Annotated in this window: 16 protein-coding genes; 10 read left to right on the top strand and 6 right to left on the bottom strand. The window is 52.3% G+C overall.

The window, feature by feature from the left end; translation table 11 throughout:
* Window positions 1-81: 81 nt before the first annotated feature.
* The gene (locus PsAD26_RS07985; RefSeq protein ID WP_063309952.1) at window positions 82-1,071 is read right to left on the bottom strand and encodes an L-threonylcarbamoyladenylate synthase; all 990 of its coding nucleotides are present in this window, start codon (window positions 1,069-1,071) and stop codon (window positions 82-84) included.
* A gap of 321 nt (window positions 1,072-1,392) precedes the next feature.
* Between PsAD26_RS07985 and PsAD26_RS07990 the strand changes: the two genes are divergently transcribed.
* The 3 genes from PsAD26_RS07990 to PsAD26_RS08000 all read left to right on the top strand — a co-directional run bounded on the left by PsAD26_RS07990 (window position 1,393) and on the right by PsAD26_RS08000 (window position 4,901).
* Window positions 1,393-3,171 (top strand): acyl-CoA dehydrogenase, encoded by a 1,779-nt coding sequence (locus PsAD26_RS07990; protein ID WP_063309953.1) that lies wholly within the window; start codon window positions 1,393-1,395, stop codon window positions 3,169-3,171.
* A gap of 71 nt (window positions 3,172-3,242) precedes the next feature.
* Window positions 3,243-3,980, top strand: a complete 738-nt coding sequence (locus PsAD26_RS07995) for a crotonase/enoyl-CoA hydratase family protein (protein WP_063309954.1) — start codon at window positions 3,243-3,245, stop codon at window positions 3,978-3,980.
* 54 nt (window positions 3,981-4,034) lie between these two features.
* Window positions 4,035-4,901, top strand: a complete 867-nt coding sequence (locus PsAD26_RS08000; RefSeq protein ID WP_063310085.1) for an NAD(P)-dependent oxidoreductase — start codon at window positions 4,035-4,037, stop codon at window positions 4,899-4,901.
* 88 nt (window positions 4,902-4,989) lie between these two features.
* Here PsAD26_RS08000 and PsAD26_RS08005 read toward each other — a convergent pair whose 3' ends face one another.
* Both PsAD26_RS08005 and PsAD26_RS08010 read right to left on the bottom strand, forming a co-directional pair.
* Window positions 4,990-5,979, bottom strand: a complete 990-nt coding sequence (locus tag PsAD26_RS08005; protein ID WP_063310086.1) for a J domain-containing protein — start codon at window positions 5,977-5,979, stop codon at window positions 4,990-4,992.
* 170 nt (window positions 5,980-6,149) lie between these two features.
* Window positions 6,150-6,548, bottom strand: a complete 399-nt coding sequence (locus PsAD26_RS08010; RefSeq protein WP_208985568.1) for an RT0821/Lpp0805 family surface protein — start codon at window positions 6,546-6,548, stop codon at window positions 6,150-6,152.
* A gap of 198 nt (window positions 6,549-6,746) precedes the next feature.
* Between PsAD26_RS08010 and pdxH the strand changes: the two genes are divergently transcribed.
* Entirely contained in the window at window positions 6,747-7,364 is a 618-nt protein-coding gene (gene pdxH, locus PsAD26_RS08015; protein ID WP_181952034.1) for a pyridoxamine 5'-phosphate oxidase, read from the top strand.
* Window positions 7,365-7,733: 369 nt separating this feature from the next.
* Here the strand turns inward: pdxH and PsAD26_RS29665 are convergent, their stop codons facing one another.
* A complete protein-coding gene (locus tag PsAD26_RS29665) occupies window positions 7,734-7,904 on the bottom strand; it encodes a hypothetical protein (protein ID WP_167550269.1) in 171 nt (56 codons plus the stop codon).
* 568 nt (window positions 7,905-8,472) lie between these two features.
* Here PsAD26_RS29665 and PsAD26_RS08020 point away from each other — a divergent pair.
* Entirely contained in the window at window positions 8,473-9,198 is a 726-nt protein-coding gene (locus PsAD26_RS08020) for an HAD family hydrolase (RefSeq protein WP_208985569.1), read from the top strand.
* A gap of 192 nt (window positions 9,199-9,390) precedes the next feature.
* Window positions 9,391-10,326 (top strand): DUF1499 domain-containing protein, encoded by a 936-nt coding sequence (locus PsAD26_RS08025; protein WP_063309957.1) that lies wholly within the window; start codon window positions 9,391-9,393, stop codon window positions 10,324-10,326.
* A 306-nt stretch (window positions 10,327-10,632) separates the two neighbouring features.
* Here PsAD26_RS08025 and PsAD26_RS08030 read toward each other — a convergent pair whose 3' ends face one another.
* Window positions 10,633-11,826: a MalY/PatB family protein gene (locus tag PsAD26_RS08030; protein ID WP_063309958.1), complete on the bottom strand. Its 1,194-nt coding sequence runs from the start codon at window positions 11,824-11,826 to the stop codon at window positions 10,633-10,635.
* Window positions 11,827-11,888: 62 nt separating this feature from the next.
* Entirely contained in the window at window positions 11,889-12,806 is a 918-nt protein-coding gene (locus PsAD26_RS08035) for an MBL fold metallo-hydrolase (protein WP_063309959.1), read from the bottom strand.
* A gap of 340 nt (window positions 12,807-13,146) precedes the next feature.
* On the opposite strand from PsAD26_RS08035, the gene PsAD26_RS08040 reads away from it, so the two are divergent.
* From PsAD26_RS08040 to PsAD26_RS08055, 4 genes are read left to right on the top strand one after another with little or no spacing between them, the layout of a single operon-like run.
* Window positions 13,147-14,115 carry a zinc ABC transporter substrate-binding protein gene (locus PsAD26_RS08040; protein WP_057464903.1) on the top strand — a complete coding sequence of 323 codons (969 nt, stop codon included), beginning with the start codon at window positions 13,147-13,149 and terminating at the stop codon, window positions 14,113-14,115.
* A gap of 1 nt (window position 14,116) precedes the next feature.
* Window positions 14,117-14,941: a metal ABC transporter ATP-binding protein gene (locus PsAD26_RS08045; RefSeq protein WP_063309960.1), complete on the top strand. Its 825-nt coding sequence runs from the start codon at window positions 14,117-14,119 to the stop codon at window positions 14,939-14,941.
* A gap of 9 nt (window positions 14,942-14,950) precedes the next feature.
* Window positions 14,951-16,186, top strand: a complete 1,236-nt coding sequence (locus tag PsAD26_RS08050; RefSeq protein WP_063309961.1) for a metal ABC transporter permease — start codon at window positions 14,951-14,953, stop codon at window positions 16,184-16,186.
* Window positions 16,186-17,127 (top strand): metal ABC transporter permease, encoded by a 942-nt coding sequence (locus tag PsAD26_RS08055; protein ID WP_063309962.1) that lies wholly within the window; start codon window positions 16,186-16,188, stop codon window positions 17,125-17,127. Before PsAD26_RS08050 ends, PsAD26_RS08055 begins: the two co-directional genes overlap by 1 nt.
* The last annotated feature ends 125 nt before the right edge of the window (window positions 17,128-17,252 follow it).

Below are 17,252 nucleotides of genomic sequence, written 5' to 3' on the forward strand. Positions count from 1 at the left end.
AACGGCTTGCGGCGGAGAGGGTTTGGGTAAATACCAAGAAGAAGGCAAAGCGCTACCTGTTTTCAGTACTCAAGAGAGTCTTTAATCGCGGGGAGCGGCAGCGCGAGCAAGTCGGTCATTAATAGCTTCGCCCAGTCCATGATGAGGGATTGGCATGACTGCTATTTTTCCGTTTTCTCCAAGATCGGCCTGACGGAGTGCTGTAAACAAACGCGCAGCAGCCTCTGTCAGATCTTTTGAGTCGCTGAGTGGAACCAGCTTGGCAGCTTTATCTGAGCCTTCGGGCAGGTCAGCACCGAAGGTAATCAACGCTTCCCCTTCAGCCACATCCTCTGCATTCAGGCGAATGTGAGAGTTGGGGGCGTAGTGGGATGTCAGCATTCCCGGCGCCATCGGGGCGCTGTCGTCTGTTCCTGCCCGCACCAGTGTTTCACCAAGCACAGCTTCAATATCTTCACGGGCAAGGCCGCCAGGTCGCAGAAGTGTTGGGCGGTCGCCCACAAGCGAAACGATTGTTGATTCAACCCCAACAGAGGTCGCCCCGGAATCGATGAGGTAAGACAAGTGATCTTTAAGATCGTTGATAACATCTTCTGCAGTCGTGCCGCTGATCCGTCCAGAAAGGTTGGCCGAAGGTGCGGCCAGCGGGCGTCCCGTATGCTTGCACAATGCCCGCATCACCTCTGAACGAGGTACTCGAAGCGCAATCGTTTCAAGGCCTGCCACTGCAAGGTCAGAGACCGGGCTGGTTGGTCGCTTTGGCAACACAAGAGTCAACGGACCCGGCCAGAAGGCCTCGGCGAGTTTGAGAGCACGGTCATCAAAAAAAGCGTGGGTTTGTGCAGCTTCCAGACTATCTATATGAGAAATTAAAGGGTTGAAACTTGGGCGTCCTTTCGCCTCATATATACCAGCACAGGCTTTACCGTTGGTTGCATCTGCTGCCAGTCCATACACAGTCTCAGTAGGTATCGCGACGAGTTTACCATCGCTCAGCGCACCGCAAATATCCTGGAAAATTTGTGTGTCTTCCAACTGGGTGTCAGATGGGTTTAAGCGCCAGAGTTTCATACCTTTTCTTTCTTACTAAGACGAATGTAGGGGGCTACCTGCCTCTAAGGGACGCTTGACGTATAGGTTAATCACACTACTGTCCCAAACAGGAAAAATTCTGTAGCGGCCTTTTGATGGGCAAAAGCCAATTCGTCAAGTCGCTATAGCGTATTCCCGAGAAGTGAGCGTCGGTTTTCGGATGAGAGTATGCACGAACATACGTGTATTTCCGAGGAGTGACCGCCAGCTGTCGGCAAGGACTACGCATAAATACATCTCTAAGGCAGTTTGCTGGCCCTATATGGAAGGCAGGCGGCTTTAGAAGGGGAGGAAAACAAAATGTATCGTGCACCACTGAGTGAAATTGTATTCACGCTGAAAGAAGTAGCAGGTTTAGGACAGCTTCAGGCGCAGCCGGGACAAGAAGAGCTTTCAGATGATTTGATCGAAGCTATTCTGGGCGAGGCCGCAAAGTTTGCAGAGGAAGAGATTGCACCTCTCAACAGGGTTGGAGATGAAAACCCGGCACAGTTGATCGATGGAAGCGTCAAAACCTCTCCGGGCTGGAAAGAGGCTTACACCAGTTGGCGACAGGGCGGTTGGAGCGCGCTGACAGGTGATCCGGAGTACGGAGGGCAGGGCCTTCCAAACATGCTCCACGTTGCCGTGTTCGAAATGTGGAATGCGGGCAGCATGGCTTTTACCTTGTGCCCAACACTTACCACAGGCGCTGTAGAAGCTATTGAGAAGCACGGCTCCCCGGAACTCAAGGCAAAGTACCTCGAAAAGCTCACCAGTGGCGAGTGGACAGGCACAATGAACCTGACTGAGCCACAAGCAGGCTCAGACCTGAACGCTCTACGTGCCAAGGCAGAGCCAGTGGGAGACGGGTCCTACAAAATCTCTGGCCAGAAGATCTTCATCACCTATGGTGACCATGACATGACAGACAACGTGGTCCATCTGGTGCTGGCTCGTTTGCCGGATGCGCCAGCTGGCACGCGTGGTATCTCGCTGTTTGCTGTGCCAAAGTATTTCGTCAACGACGATGGCAGTTTGGGCGAAAAGAATGACGTGACCGTAGCTGGTGTGGAGCACAAGCTCGGCATCCACGGCTCTCCAACCTGCACCATGTCTTTTGGCGATAAGGGCGGTGCCGTTGGGTGGCTCATCGGTGAGGAAAACAGAGGCTTGGCCTGCATGTTCACCATGATGAACAACGCCCGCCTCGCAGTAGGTGTGCAGGGCCTCGGCATCGCAGAGCGTGCCTTCCAGGAATCCCTGGCATTCTCTTTGGACCGCAAACAGGGCCGCGGCGTTGGGTCAAAGACCGATGGTATGGACCCGATCGCGGTTCACCCGGATGTTAAACGTACCCTTCTTTCAATGAAGTCGCAGACGCAGGTTGCCCGAGCAATCTGTTATGCCTGTGCGCATGCGCTGGACATGGCGAAAGTTGCACCAGATGCGGACCAAAAGAAGTTCTGGGCAGAGCGTGCTGGCTTGCTCACACCAATCGCAAAAGCACTCTCCACCGACTTTGGGGTGGATGTCGCCTCGCTTGGTATCCAGATTCACGGTGGTATGGGCTTCATTGAAGAAACCGGCGCAGCCCAACATCTCCGTGATGCACGCATCGCTCCTATCTATGAAGGCACCAACGGTATTCAGTCCATCGATCTTGTGATGCGTAAGCTGCCAATGTCCGGTGGTGATCAGGTGCGCAGCCTCATCTCTGAGATCAAAGAGATCGCAGCGAGTGTGAACGCCGACAACACCGGCGAGCTGGGTGATCTTGGCACCAAGCTTGATGCAGCCGTTGCTGATCTGGAAACCGCCACCGAATGGATGTTGGCCGCGCAGGCCGATGGGAAGGTTCCTGAAGCGCTTGCAGGCGCGACGCCATACCTGCGTCTGGCAGGTATCACCCTAGGCGCAGGCTTGCTGGCAAAAGGCGCGCTGGCATCCAAGGATGCACCGGAGACGCTGAAGAAGCCGCGCTACCTGATGGCGCGCAGCTTTGCAGAAACTGTTTTGGGTGAGAGCGCTCCGCTGAAAGACGACGTAACACGCGCAGCTGAAGCAATCCTTGCATTCGACGCTGCTGAACTTGCCTGATCCAAGAGGCAGTCAACCGTATTTAAAGGGTGAGGCTGAACAGGCCTCACCAATCAGTTTGGGAGGGACACATGATCAGTATTGAACGGGACGGCGCAGTCCAGATCATCCGCATGGACCGCGTAGAAAAGAAAAATGCACTGACACAAGCCATGTACATGGATATGGCAGACGCGCTGAAGACAGAAGACGAAAGCATCCGCTGCCATGTCATGCTTGGCCGTCCGGGTGTCTTCACCGCAGGCAATGATATTGCAGACTTCCTCAAGGCCGCAATGTCCGGCGAAGGCTTGGAAGCTGGCGGCGTAGGCAAATTCCTCGGTGCACTTCACGAGCCATCCAAACCTGTCATCGCGGGTATCGATGGTCCTGCTATCGGCGTAGGCACCACCATGCTGTTCCACTTCGATATGGTGTTTGCTACGGAAAATGCGCTCTTCAAAACACCGTTTACCGATCTCGGCATCATTCCTGAAGCAGGCTCAACGCTGATCGGCCCAGAGACAATGGGCTACCACAAAGCGTTCGAATTGCTGGCACTGGGTGAGAGCTTCACTGCCGAGATGGCAAAAGAAGCAGGCTTCGTAAATCACGTGGTCTCTCCTGATGAGCTGGAAGACCGTGTGCTTGCGATAGCGCAGAAGGTTGCATCCAAGCCTCAAAACGCCTTGCGCATTTCCAGAGAGCTGCTGCGTGGCAAGCGTGAGCCGCTTGAAAACCGCATTTTTGAGGAAATCGGTCTCTTTGCTGAGCTGCTTAAATCTGATGAGGCTCGCGAAGCCTTCATGAAGTTCATGAGCAAAGCTTAACTCGTTCAGATGCGGTTTTACCGCCGCATCTTATTTCAGGAATTTGGGGGAAACATGGGAAATCTGAAGGGTAAAACACTGTTCATTACCGGTGCATCTCGTGGAATTGGTCTCGCGATTGGCAAGCGGGCAGCGCAAGATGGCGCGAACATTGTGATCGCTGCAAAAACGGCAGAACCGCATCCGAAGCTGGAAGGAACGATCTACACAGCGGCCAAAGAGGTTGAGGATGCCGGAGGCCAGGCGCTCCCGCTCGTGGTTGATGTGCGCAGTGAAGAGAGCGTCGACGATGCAATGAAGGCAGCTGCTGAGAAGTTCGGCGGCATCGATATTGTGGTCAACAATGCCAGTGCGATCAACCTGACACCGGTTCAGAAAATCGACATGAAGCGCTTTGACCTCATGCACCAGATCAACACACGCGGCACCTTACTCTGCTCTAAACTGGCGATCCCGTATCTGAAAGAAGCGGAAAACCCGCATATCATGATGCTTTCTCCGCCGCTGGATATGCAGGAGAAGTGGTTTAAGAACCATACACCGTACTCCATTGCCAAATACGGCATGAGCCTTGTTGTACTGGGACTTGCCGGAGAACTGCGCTCTAAGAAGATTGCTGTAAACGCTCTTTGGCCGCGCACGACCATTGCCACGGCTGCTGTTCAGAATCTGCTTGGCGGCGATATGATGGTTCAGGCAAGCCGGACGCCAGACATTTTGGCAGATGCCGCGCATCTGATCTTCACAAAACCGGCAGCAGACACCACTGGCAACTTCTTCATTGATGATACATTGCTGGCGGAAAACGGTATGACCGATTTTGACAAGTACCGCGTGAATCCGAAAGTGAATCTGCAGCCAGATTTCTTTGTTCCAGATGACAGCGTAGCGCCAGTCAGCTTAGCTGCAATCGAAGCTTAGCTTTGCTCGTTGAAGCACATAGCTTTTGAGAAATTCAAAGCGTGGCAAAATAAAAGGCGGGGTGACCCGCCTTTCTCATTGGTAATGATCAGTCGAACTCTGGACCGCGTGCCGAATACGGCTTCACTTCTTTCCAGACGCGCATCAGATTTTCAAGTTCTTCATCTGTCTGTTCTGGCAGGACAATCTCAAGCCCAACAAGAAGATCGCCATGGCCACCTTCTTTCTTAGGCAGACCCTTGCCTTTCAGGCGCATGGTCTTTCCGCTGCTGGTGTTGGCAGGAATTGTCAGGTTAACCGCACCGCTGAGAGTTGGAATGCGTACTTTGCCACCAAGAACGGCTTCATAAAGGGTGAGGGGGACATCAACACGAACATCCTCTCCATCCACTTTGAAGAGCTTGTGCGTGGAAATGCGAACTTCTACCAGTGCATCACCAGCCTGACCACTCTTGGCAGAAGCAAAACCTTGCCCTTTCAGGCGGATCTTGTCGCCGCTCTGCGTACCAGCCGGAATTTTTACATTCACAGTCTTGCCGCTTGGCAGCTTCACCTGAACCTTGCCGTGGTGGGCAAGATCTTCAAGTGTCACCCGTGCAATCAGGTTGGCATCAGCTCCCTTGGTCGGGCCAGCATGGAAATGAGATTCACCACCGCCTGCGCTGCGACGTTTGCCGCCGCCAAAGCCACCAAGAATATCATTTAGGATATCGTCAAAACCGCCGGCATCCTGAGGTCCGCCTGGACCGCCGTGACCTTCGCCAAAGCCCTGCTCAAACCGGAAACCACCACGACGTCCTGAATTACGGAAACCTTCGAAGCCACCGCCACCACCCGGGCCGCCATAAAACTTCGGTTTGCCTTCCGCGTCTATCTCACCGCGATCAAACTGTCCGCGCTTATCTTTGTCGCCCAAAACTTCATAGGCTTGGTTCGCTTCAGAGAAGCGCTCCTTAGCCTTTGGATTGTCTGCATTCTGGTCTGGGTGGAACTGTTTTGCCAGTTTGCGAAACGCTTTCTTGATCTCTGCCTCACTGGCATTTTTGCTAACACCAAGAACAGAATAGGGATCTCTCATCGTCATCCATCAAATTGAAATAAGGGCAGTTTATTACTCACCCATTACATAACCTTGAGTTCGATGAGGCGCAAGCAGCCGTAGCCGAACTTAGCTAATCAGACGTGAGTATTTCAGTGGTTTTAATCTAGTAGGCTACATCGCATTTGCGAAACTGAAGCGAGGAAGAGTTATTCAGTGACCGTTGCATCTGTTTGGAACGGAGCAAGTTGGACAATCTTCATTTTATGATTGGTATCAGGGCAGCTGCGCCCCTGATAGGCTCTGACGCCGCCAACAGTGTTCGCGCTGGTCACAAAATCGGTACAACCCGCAATGCTTTCTGTTTTATCAACAGACATGAGAGAGGTGATTGTGCCGCTATTGCCGCTGACAGGATTCGTCCAGGCCATAGGGGCAAACCGGTGCTTGGTTTGCCTGTTCTCGTTCAGAGCTTCCTCAATGGTATTCGTAATAACCGTACGGTCGGTGCGATGAATCTCGCTATCCGCGACCTTTTGCTTGGTATCAACTGTCTCTGTCAGGTTCAGAGGTTCTTGATACTCACTGTTGTTCACAGATATGGACATTTGAGTGCATGCAGGAAGTGTCAGCAAGAGCGCAGCCGAGACAAAACACGACTGGCGTAAACGGGTTTTTTTGCTATACAAAACTGCCATATTACTACTAGAGCCTCAGGTTGAATCCGTTGCTTTAACGAATTCCGGTTCATCCACAGTGTGAGGATCCTAAAGGGACTATTAACTATGAATGGTGACATCCAAAATCTGGAAGAAAAGTTTACAAATAGTTACTCCGAAAGCGTAGAGGTTCCTTTTCAACTATTTGGTGAATGGCTTGCACTTGCAGAAAAGAACGAGCCTAATGATCCTAATGCCATGTCAGTCGCGACTGTAGATGAGAATGGCATGCCCAATGTACGGATGTTACTCCTTAAAGGTTACAGTCCACAGGGTTTTGTGTTTTATACAAATTTTGAAAGCACAAAAGGCCGTGAAATTCTTGCTCACCCTAAGGTTGCTTTGTGTTTTCACTGGAAAAGCTTGCGCAGGCAAGTCCGGGTACGTGGCAACGTTATCCACGTAACTGAAGACCAGGCCGACGAATACTATAACTCACGGCCACGAAAAAGCCGCATTGGTGCCTGGGCGTCCAAACAATCCCGTCCATTGGAAAGCCGTTTCGCGCTTGAGAAAGAAGTTGCCAAATACGCTGCCAAGTACGCTGTTGGTGACATTCCGCGCCCCGAATATTGGAGCGGCTGCATTTTGGAACCATTGGAAATCGAGTTCTGGCACGACCGTGCCTTCCGTCTGCATGACAGATTTGTCTTCAAAAGAGACAGCGCAGAAGATCAATGGGATAAAGTGCGTCTGTATCCATAATGCATTTCAGATGAAGGCTGAGCGCATCTCAAACGTGGTGCGCTTCGTCATTTATCAGCACCAGAACATGAGCCGCTATATAAAGCATATATAGATATGGGGCAGGGCTGCGAGATCGTTACGCAGAAGACGTAACGGTTGATGCTTCTGCAGGTCAGGCAAAAAATAAGGCGGCTCGCAATCCTGCGGGTCGCCTTTTTTATTCAGATAACCAGATGTCCGTTCAGGCCATCAAGTTTCTGGAAAGCCATGTCCAAATAAGACGTGACTTACGCATTGAAGCAGTTATCAATGTGATTGGAATACATAATCAAGCAATTCGGTTCTTGAAAAACAAGCTGGAATTTCTGATTTGTAGCCCCTGACGCATCAGTCAGTCGGAAGAGGGTATTCTTCCTGAACCTTAGGCTGATATGCCTCTTTCTGCTTACCGTTACAGCAGTTTGCAGCATTGACAGCCTGAATGCCCACTGGACGATAAAGTTTGTCCAGATCAGGTTTAGCGTTTTTCTTTTGTTGCTCAGTCGTTCCGAAGGCCATTTTAGTCCGTCCCCTTGGGACAAGTTGTGTTGCAGAAATCGCGATGCTTATCCGGAATGAGTAGCCGGATAGCCCGATATAAGCGTCAGCTCATATGCAGGAGTGATACTCAAATCGGGCATGAATATGTTAGCGCCAAAAAAACTAAAAAAGCCAATCTAATTTCGAGGGGGGAATTTCCCAATAAACTCAGCAATTTGAATGCATGAAACATGACGTTAACTAATTGCTCAGCAGGCTTTCCGTAAATTATTATTATTATACAAAAGGATAGGATCTCAGGTTGTGAGCTAGTTAAAATTATCGCGACTAAACCATTAATGTATCAGGCTATTTTGAGTGACATTTGGCCGCGATTTCCCTGACTGCGAAACTGACAAAAAACTGTGTATTTAGTGTGCCAAGAAGCTTGTGGCCGATTGATTAGCATCGCTCATAGTGATTGGTGCTCGTAATACTCTGTATAAGTGCGTAGATTGAGCCGCTTGCATAAGAACTATTCTGCTCGGGTAATCGCCCGAAGACGGTCTCCCATATAAGCCGTCAAATGCGCTGAAGGAAAATGACAATGAACGTGCGCGCCGTACTGTTTGATCGCGATGGAACTCTCATTGATTTCAATAGGACATGGGGCACGGTGCTCCAACATGTTCTGATGGATCTGGCAGATGGAAATCTGAAGCTGGCTACTGAACTGGGTCGTCTCGTGAAGTTTGATTACGCCAGCTGTGCCTGCGAACCGGGCAGCCCTATTCTGACCAATCCGCCAAGCGGTTACAGCGAACCATGGGCCAATCATCTTGGTGTTGAGTTCAACCGCGCGTTTCTGGATCGTATAGAAGACCTTATTCTGGACCATGCGGCAGACTGTGTTGCAGCATTTGATGATACAGCATCATCAATCAAGGCTCTGGCTGCAGCTGGTTTGCCGATCGGTCTGGCGACAAATGGCACAGAAGCAAGCGCCGTTGCGCAGCTGAAGCGCCTCGGCATTCTCGACTACTTCACCTTCGTTGTGGGCTACGACAGCGGACATGGTGAAAAACCAGAACCGGGCCAGCTTTTTGGATTTGCAGAGCACACAGGTATCGAGCCTCAGCACATCGCCATGGTGGGTGACAGCCTTCACGACATGCATGCAGCCCAAAACGCTGGCATGGTACGGGTTGCCGTAACAACTGGCGCTTTGACTGCCGAAGAGCTGAAGGATCACTGTGATCACCTGCTCGACAGCCTGACTGATCTTGTAAACCTGGTTGGCCTGAAGGCGGCAGGTGAGGGCGCTGCTGCTTAATAACGTCTCCCGAATGCGGCGGTTCACCCGCCGCAACTCCCTCTTTCAAAATCTGCGCGAAAATAATAGCAGTATTCAACCCTCGGTAATTCTGAACTGCTAGTATCTGGTATCGTAAAGTAAAGAGCTGTAACCTTCATGCCGAATGGTTACATTAAACTCTGAGCTGCAGATTGAAGAGAGTGGGATAGAATGACCCTGCAATTGCCCTCAAGACATTCCCGCACTGCCTTGCGCAGTCGTCGTATCGGCGCAATTGCGATTCCGTTTCTTATTCTCTCCGTTGCAGGCCATTACTTCGAGCTGTTCAACACAGAGGTGCTGCTCGTTCTCTTCGTGATCGGCTTTTTCATGGGGGCTGCTGCCATTGTGCTGGCCGCCATGGCCGTGGTTGATCTGTGGAGCAACGGCGGCAAAGGGTTTGGCAACAGCTTTCTGGGCACGTTTTATGGTGCCATCGTCCTCGCCCCGCTTTTCATCGCCACACTGGGACTCTACCTGTTCCCGCCACTCAATGATGTCTCAACAGATATGGATGAGCCGCCTGCGCTGATTGCCGGAGATCGTATTGATGATGAAATCGGGCAGGACAAGCAGCTCATGCAAAAGGCCAGCTATCCAGACATCGTCCCGCGCCGGTTCCGCCTGCCTCCTCCTGAGCTGCACAACGCCGTTTCCAGCGTCGCCTCCAGCATGGGGTGGAAGGTGATTTACGAGTTACCCGCGGGTTTCCCGGATGAGCCCACCTACCTGCTCATGGAAGCACGCATGCCTTACTTCTCTTTGAAGGATGATGTCGCCATTCGCATCCAGCCCGATAGAGTAGGTACACTTTTGGATATCCGCTCTGCGTCCCGTTTCGGCAGCCATGATTTTGGCACCAATGCCCGCCGTATAAGAGGATTTCTGGCAAGTCTGGATAAAGTGCTCTTGCAAAACTACGGCATCACAGCCCGGGTTGAAGAGCCTGAGCTGGTCCTGCAGGATGAGACCGAGGAGTCACCACGCGTGAAAGTCTCAGAGAGCGTGCCACTGCTGGAAGTTCCGCTAGAACTGCCACCTTCAATTGCATCCATGTTGAAAGAGCGTGGGACCGCGCCAATTCCCTCACAAAAGCCTGCACAGTAAACTGCCTGCACCTGTCAAAGGAGCTGCTGCCAGTTTGGTAGAGTGTGATCCGGAGATAAAAGCAGACCCAGAAACGACATAACCAGCGCCGGGGAAGCACTGGTTATGAAAGCTTGCGTGAACAACGAGTACCGCTTTAAGGCTATCGCGAAACTCTGAGAGTTCTGAAGCCGGGGAAGCCGTTGAACTCTATAAATTCAATATGACTCATTTAATAGCATATGTGTGTGATAATTGTCACGACCTCACAAAAAAATACGCCCAGAAATGGGCGTATCTTTGATAACTCAAAATATAGATTTGAAATCAAGCGTTTGTTTGGATGCGAAGGTCTGCAAAAACATCTTCCAAACGTTTGATAGCCTCTTCAACAGTCGATTTTGGACAGGCCAGATTGAAACGCAGGAACGTTTCTCCGCCTTTTCCAAACGTGCTGCCGATGTTGACAGCGACCTTCGCTTGCTTCTGGATTCGAGCGACGATCTCATCAAACGGCAGGTCAACATTTTTAAAATCGACCCACTGCAAATAGGTGCTCGCCATGCGCATCACTTTAGCGCCGGGGATAGCAGCTTCCAGCCCTTCAATCAGCAGCTCCTGATTGGCTGCAATGTAATCGCAAGCCTCAGTGAGCCACTCATCGCCATGGTTGTACGCCTCAGTTGTAGCCTGTGAGCCGAGCGGGGTGGCGTGAACTCCACAAGCTGTAAAGACCTTGCGGATTTTATCACGCAGCTCTTTGTTGCTGATGATGCATGCAGCTGTCGCAAAACCGGCCAGATTGAAGGTCTTGGAGGCAGATGTAAATGTAATCGTCCGCTCTGCAATCGCCTCAGACAAGGTCGAGGTGACCACATGCTTGGAGCCATCCAGAATGAGATCGTGGTGGATCTCATCAGAGATGATCAAGATGTTGTGCTCAAGGCAGAACTCGCAAATGCGGGTCAGTTCCTCTGCAGTCCAAACACGGCCACCCGGGTTGTGAGGGCTGCACAGCAACAGGATCTTGGTGCGTTCATCAACCTGATCAGCCAGATTGTCGAAGTCCATGTAATAAGCACCATCACGCTCAATCAGCTGGCTTTCTACAAGGCGGCGGTTGTTGTCCCGCACAGCGCGGCCAAATGCGTGGTAAACTGGTGAGAACACCAGGACGCCATCACCTTCCTCAGAAAACGCCTGAATAGCCATGGAGTAACCAGCCACAACACCGGGCACTGTTGTGATCCAGTCTGGAGAGACATCGAACTGGTGACGACGCTTCATCCAGGAAATGACAGCCTCTTTGTAAGGCGCATCATTGCCGTAATAGCCGTTAATGCCGTGCTCCGCAGCACGGGCAACCATGTCGTTCACGGCTTGCGGGGGGCGGAAATCCATATCTGCAACCCACATCGGCAAACCGTCATCAGGACTGATGCCATAGCGACTTTCCATCTCATCCCATTTAAGAGAATGAGTGTTTCTGCGATCGATCTTCTGGTCAAAAATACTGGTCATTGCGTCTCTAAGTGTTGGAGAGATCGGTTTCTCTGGGGTGTCCTGACAGTGTGTAAGCTGAGCTATGTCAGCTCACGCAGCGTGAATTTTGCGGAGAGTGTAACCTTCGCATCGCACATGACAACCCCTTGAGCGATGAGATCATCCAGTTGTGCAAGAACATTGAGCGCCGCTGCGCCATGCAGCTTTGGGTCCACATCCGTGTAAATGGCTTTCACCATGGTCATGACGTCATCATCCCCAGCGTGCAAACGTTCAAGGATAGCATCGGAGCGCATCTGGCGGTGCTGCTTCAACTGAGGAAGAAAGACCTTCGGGTTGTTCACTTCGCCGCCATGGGACGGGAAATAGCGAGTTTCACTGCGCGCTATGAGCTTGTCCAGCGACTTCATGTAGGCGTTCATGGACCCGTCTGGAGGCGCCACAATGGTTGTAGACCAGGCCATCACGTGATCCCCGGGCAGCATCACACCTTGCTCAGGAAGAGCGAAAGACAGGTGATTCTCTGTGTGCCCCGGCGTTGCAACCACTTCAATTGTCACACCATCAACAGAGATTTTGGCGCCATCTTCCAGCTCTTCGTCGGGTGCAAAGTCCTTCTGAGAGCTCGCATCCATTGGCGTTTCTGCCATATCAGCAAATGAAACAGCTCGTTTGTGAGGCCCGCATCCCATCACAGGAGCCCCCGTCTTTTCCTTCAAATGGCCTGCAAGTGGGGAGTGATCCACATGGGTGTGGCTGACGAGAATGGCCTTCACGGGCCGGCCATCAATGGCCTTCATCAAAGCGTCCAGATGCTCCAGATCCATCGGGCCCGGATCGATGACAACAACCTCGTTTTTACCAACAAGGAAAGTGTTAGTTCCTGCAAACGTTAGGGCACTCGGGTTATTGCAGGTTACGCGCGACAGCTCATCGGTGATTGCAACAAGCTCACCGTGTCGTGCATCAAATTCGCGATTGAAGTCCATCTTGCTCATGTCAGGTCTCTCCCATTGCTCTTATAAATAAGCCTTTGGCAAATAAGAGGCAATGGCAACTAGGCCTGATTGATGGTCGACTTTCTGCTCACGTCCCACAGTTCATCAAAGAGAGGGCAAAATACCGATTTTCAGAAACTTTCATTTTTATATTGCAATTAAGAATGAGTTGCAACTAGACTGCAGGAAGAAACAGGATGCCCGCAGAAATTCTGATGGTATCTTTATTTAAAGAGCTCAGGGCGAAGATATTGGCCAGGAACAAAGTGGCTGGGTCGGAGAACTGCGATAGATGAAGAGCCGGAAAGTTTGCTCTAGTCGTTTTAGAAAGTTGGATTTTATGCGCTACTTCAAAGCTGCTGTGTTTGCAGTGACAGTGATGGTTCTCGCAGGCTTTTCCAGCCTGTCAGCGGCACTTGCCAAGGCTCCGATCAATGCAGTTGCCACAGTGGGCATGGTTGCTGACGCTGTGCGTGCCGTTGGCGGTGACAACGTCACTGTGGAAGCGCTGATGGGAACAGGCATTGATCCGCACTCCTACCGCCAGACCCGCTCTGACGTGGTGAAGATGGGCCGCGCAGATGCGATTTTCGCAAACGGTTTGTTTCTGGAAGCGCAGATGGAAGATCTGCTGCTGAAGCTTCAAAAACGTAAGCCTGTCTTTTTCATCGGTGAAACCATCGACTCTGCCAAGCTGGAAGGTTCAACCGCGTACGCTGGTCGCTATGACCCGCACGTCTGGATGAGCCCAACCCTTTGGCAAGGTGCGATCAATGGTGTGACCGAAGCCTTCGTCTCCATGGACCCTGAAAATGAGCAGGATTACCGCGACAACGCAGCAGCTTATCTGGCGCAGGTGCAGGAGCTGGCAAATTATGGCGATAAGATCCTCCAGACGGTACCGCAGGAGCGCCGTGTTCTTGTAACAGCGCATGATGCGTTCACCTACCTTGGCCGCGACTTCAATCTGGAAGTGGTTGGCATTCAGGGCATCTCCACCAACTCAGAAGCTGGTTTGCAGCGGATTGAGACACTGGTTGACCTTCTCGTCGACCGCAAAGTCACAGCAGTGTTTGTTGAATCGTCAGTATCAGAGCGAAACATACGTGCGCTGGTCGAAGGTGCCGCAGCCAAAGGCCACAAGGTCGAGGTCGGCGGCGAGCTCTTCTCAGATGCGATGGGCCAGTCCAATACCTATGAAGGAACGTATATCGGTATGATCGACCACAACATGACCTCGATTACACGCGCTCTGGGTGGAGAAGCACCTGCTCAGGGTATGCAGGGTAAACTTGGAGCAGGTCACTAAGATGCATGATAGAAGTTCCTCCGGTCTGCACTTGTTGCATGACACCGACAGCTCAAAAACTGTGAACCCGCAGGACCTGCCGTTCACCGTGCAGGGCATGACGGTCGCTTACCACCACAAACCTGTGCTTTGGGGCGTGTCATACTCAGCTCCAAAGGGATGCCTGACAGCCATCATTGGCCCTAATGGCGCTGGTAAGTCCACATTCCTGAAAGCCGCTCTTGGCCTGATCCCGAAACTCTCTGGCGACACCAAAATCTTTGGCGCACCAATCGAAAAGGCCCTCAAGCGCATCGCCTACGTTCCGCAGCGCTCAGCCGTGGATTGGGATTTTCCGGCAACGGCCATTGATGTGGTGCTGATGGGCCTTTACGGCCAAATCGGTTGGTTCCGCTGGCCATCCCGTAAACACCGCCAAAAGGCGATGGACTGCCTGAAGTCTGTTGGCATGCAGGATTTTGCAAACCGACAGATCGGTCAGCTCTCTGGCGGTCAGCAGCAGCGAGTGTTCCTTGCAAGAGCATTGGCGCAGAATTCTGAAGTCTATCTCATGGACGAACCGTTCGCCGGTGTGGACGCTGCAACAGAAAAAGCAATCGTGGCAGTGCTTCGACAGCTCGTTGCAGATGGCAAGACCGTTCTTGTTGTGCACCACGATCTTGAAACCGTGCGCGATTATTACTCCCACATCTTGCTGCTCAATGGGCAGCACGTGGCAGACGGCCCAGTGGAAACAACCTTCACCGCTGAAAACCTGCAAAAAGCGTATGGCGGACGCCTTGCCAGCACTCAGCTGGATGGCCTCTCTGAAGCCTCAAACGCGTAAGGCAACGTCATGGAACATTTCTTTGCCGCCCTTACTTTGTCAGCAGGCTACAACACAGCATTGGTTTGCATTGGTGCAGCGCTTTTGGGTGCGGCCAGTGGTGCCATCGGTGTTTTTGTTTTGCTCAGAAAGCGGACACTGATTTCCGATGCAGTCAGTCACGCAACACTTCCCGGTGTGGCACTCGCCTTCATCATCGCACAGGTCTACTTTGACTCAGGCCGCTCCCTGCCAGTGCTCTTGTTTGGCGCAGCCCTTTCTGCCGGTATCGGCGTTCTGGCGGTGGATTGGATCAAAACCCACACCCGCCTGACAGAAGATGCCGCCATCGGCACCGTGCTCTCCACGTTCTTTGCTGTGGGTATGGTACTGCTGACGATCATCCAGTCCATGTCCATTGCAGGGCAGGCGGGGCTGGAAGGCTTCTTGCTTGGCGCAACCTCCGGCATGCTCAAGTCTGAGGCATTGACCATTGCGGTGGCAGCAGCACTCGTCGGCCTTGCTGTCGTGCTGCGCATGAAAGAATTCTCACTGCTTTGCTTTGATGAAAGCTTTGCAGCAGCCTGTGGCTACAACGTGCGTTGGCTGGACCGCACACTGCTTCTGCTCTTACTGGGCATTGTGGTGATCGGCCTTAAAACAGTAGGCCTCGTTCTCATTATTGCTTTGGCAATCATCCCACCTGTGGCTGCCCGTTTCTGGACAGACCGCGTGCCGGTGTTGGTTGCCATTGCAGCAGGTATTGGCGCCTCGGGAAGCTACATTGGAGCTGCTCTCTCAGCCAGTGCACCAAACATGCCAACAGGCGGTTTGATCGTGCTGGTGCTCTTCAGTTTCTTTGTAGTTTCCCTGCTGATCTCGCCTGTCAGAGGCATTCTGGCAGCTGCGCTCAAGCACTATCGTTTCCAACGCATCGTGCACTTGCGTCAGGGTTTGCTTGCCATCGCACACGATGAACCAGTGCTGGAACCTCTCACCCGCTCCATCCTCCGCCGCGGCGGTTTCATGGGCGGTGACGGTCAGCCAACGGTCAAAGGCCAGTCTGAAGCTCGCCTCATTGAGCGGGACCAGAAGCTCTGGAACCTCTACCGAGAAATGCATCCCGAAGAGTCCCATGCACTGGCAGACTGGTCGCTAAAGCCAATCGGAGAAGTTCTGCCCGCTGATACGGTCAGAGTCCTGGAACAGGAACTGAGCCCGCATGTTGTACGAGGCGATGAAACAAGCCGTGGAGGAGCAGCCTGATGGATATTTTCCTGCAATTTGACCTCCCAAGTATCCTGCTCGGATCTTTGGCCGCGCTCGCCTGCGGTCTTCTTGGCAACTTCCTTGTTCTTCGCAAACAAGCGCTCATGGGTGATGCGATTTCCCACGTGGTCTTGCCTGGTATCGTGATCGGCTTCCTGTTCACCCATGAGACCAGCTCCTGGGCCATGATGCTCGGCGCAGGGGGAGCGGCTATCTTCGCAGTCCTCTTGATTGAGCTTATCCGACGCATCGGCAATGTAGAGCCGGGGGCAGCCATGGGGGTGGTGTTCACCACCATGTTCGCAGCAGGTGTAGTCATTCTGGAGCAAACCGGAACCGCTGGTGTCCATCTGGATGTGGAACACGCGCTCTACGGTAATCTGGAAAGCGCAATCTGGCTGGATGCCTATTCCCTCTCAGACCTTTGGAACTGGCAGGCACTCATGACCTTGCCGGAAAGCATCAAGCAGCTGTTTGTTGTTAACATGCTGGTGATTATGTTTATCGTGCTGTTCTTCAAAGAGTTGAAGATCTCCAGCTTTGATCCGTTGCTTTCTGCAAGCCTTGGCTTCTCGCCTAAGTGGCTTGGCCTTTCACTCATTGTCATGGTGGCAATCGCTGCTGTTGCTGCATTTACAGCTGTAGGGTCTATCCTCGTGATTGCCATGTTCATCTGCCCGGCAGCAACGGCGCGTATGCTGACAGATAATCTGAAAGCCCAGCTCTTCATCTCCGGTATCGCATCTCTGTCCGCCGGCCTGTTCGGCTACCTGCTGGCAGCGTTCGGTCCGGGCCTGTTGGGCTACGAATTCTCCGTGTCCGCAGCCGGTATGATTGCTGTTGTCGCTGGTCTGCAGCAGGTGCTTGCCATGTTGTTTGCTCCGCACTACGGCGTCGTTATGCGCCGTCGTCGGCAAAGAGCGCACGCAAGCGTCTGATAGAGCCTGTAGGCCTTGACAATTGAAAGGGAGTACCTGAAAAGGTGCTCCCTTTTTTAGTTTGCCAAATAAATAACAGATTGAAATTACCTAGAGTTTTCAGGTCAACATATAGAAATATAAAT

This window comes from Pseudovibrio sp. Ad26, assembly GCF_001623285.1.
Lineage (GTDB): Bacteria > Pseudomonadota > Alphaproteobacteria > Rhizobiales > Stappiaceae > Pseudovibrio > Pseudovibrio ascidiaceicola.

Bases quoted from the DNA above. Each gene is read 5' to 3' on its own strand.
- PsAD26_RS07985 (WP_063309952.1), bottom strand. From the start codon at position 1,071: ATGAAACTCTGGCGCTTAAACCCATCTGACACCCAGTTGGAAGACACA.
- PsAD26_RS07990 (WP_063309953.1), top strand. From the start codon at position 1,393: ATGTATCGTGCACCACTGAGTGAAATTGTATTCACGCTGAAAGAAGTA.
- PsAD26_RS07995 (WP_063309954.1), top strand. From the start codon at position 3,243: ATGATCAGTATTGAACGGGACGGCGCAGTCCAGATCATCCGCATGGAC.
- PsAD26_RS08000 (WP_063310085.1), top strand. From the start codon at position 4,035: ATGGGAAATCTGAAGGGTAAAACACTGTTCATTACCGGTGCATCTCGT.
- PsAD26_RS08005 (WP_063310086.1), bottom strand. From the start codon at position 5,979: ATGAGAGATCCCTATTCTGTTCTTGGTGTTAGCAAAAATGCCAGTGAG.
- PsAD26_RS08010 (WP_208985568.1), bottom strand. From the start codon at position 6,548: ATGTCCATATCTGTGAACAACAGTGAGTATCAAGAACCTCTGAACCTG.
- PsAD26_RS29665 (WP_167550269.1), bottom strand. From the start codon at position 7,904: ATGGCCTTCGGAACGACTGAGCAACAAAAGAAAAACGCTAAACCTGAT.
- PsAD26_RS08020 (WP_208985569.1), top strand. From the start codon at position 8,473: ATGAACGTGCGCGCCGTACTGTTTGATCGCGATGGAACTCTCATTGAT.
- PsAD26_RS08025 (WP_063309957.1), top strand. From the start codon at position 9,391: ATGACCCTGCAATTGCCCTCAAGACATTCCCGCACTGCCTTGCGCAGT.
- PsAD26_RS08030 (WP_063309958.1), bottom strand. From the start codon at position 11,826: ATGACCAGTATTTTTGACCAGAAGATCGATCGCAGAAACACTCATTCT.
- PsAD26_RS08035 (WP_063309959.1), bottom strand. From the start codon at position 12,806: ATGAGCAAGATGGACTTCAATCGCGAATTTGATGCACGACACGGTGAG.
- PsAD26_RS08040 (WP_057464903.1), top strand. From the start codon at position 13,147: ATGCGCTACTTCAAAGCTGCTGTGTTTGCAGTGACAGTGATGGTTCTC.
- PsAD26_RS08045 (WP_063309960.1), top strand. From the start codon at position 14,117: ATGCATGATAGAAGTTCCTCCGGTCTGCACTTGTTGCATGACACCGAC.
- PsAD26_RS08050 (WP_063309961.1), top strand. From the start codon at position 14,951: ATGGAACATTTCTTTGCCGCCCTTACTTTGTCAGCAGGCTACAACACA.
- PsAD26_RS08055 (WP_063309962.1), top strand. From the start codon at position 16,186: ATGGATATTTTCCTGCAATTTGACCTCCCAAGTATCCTGCTCGGATCT.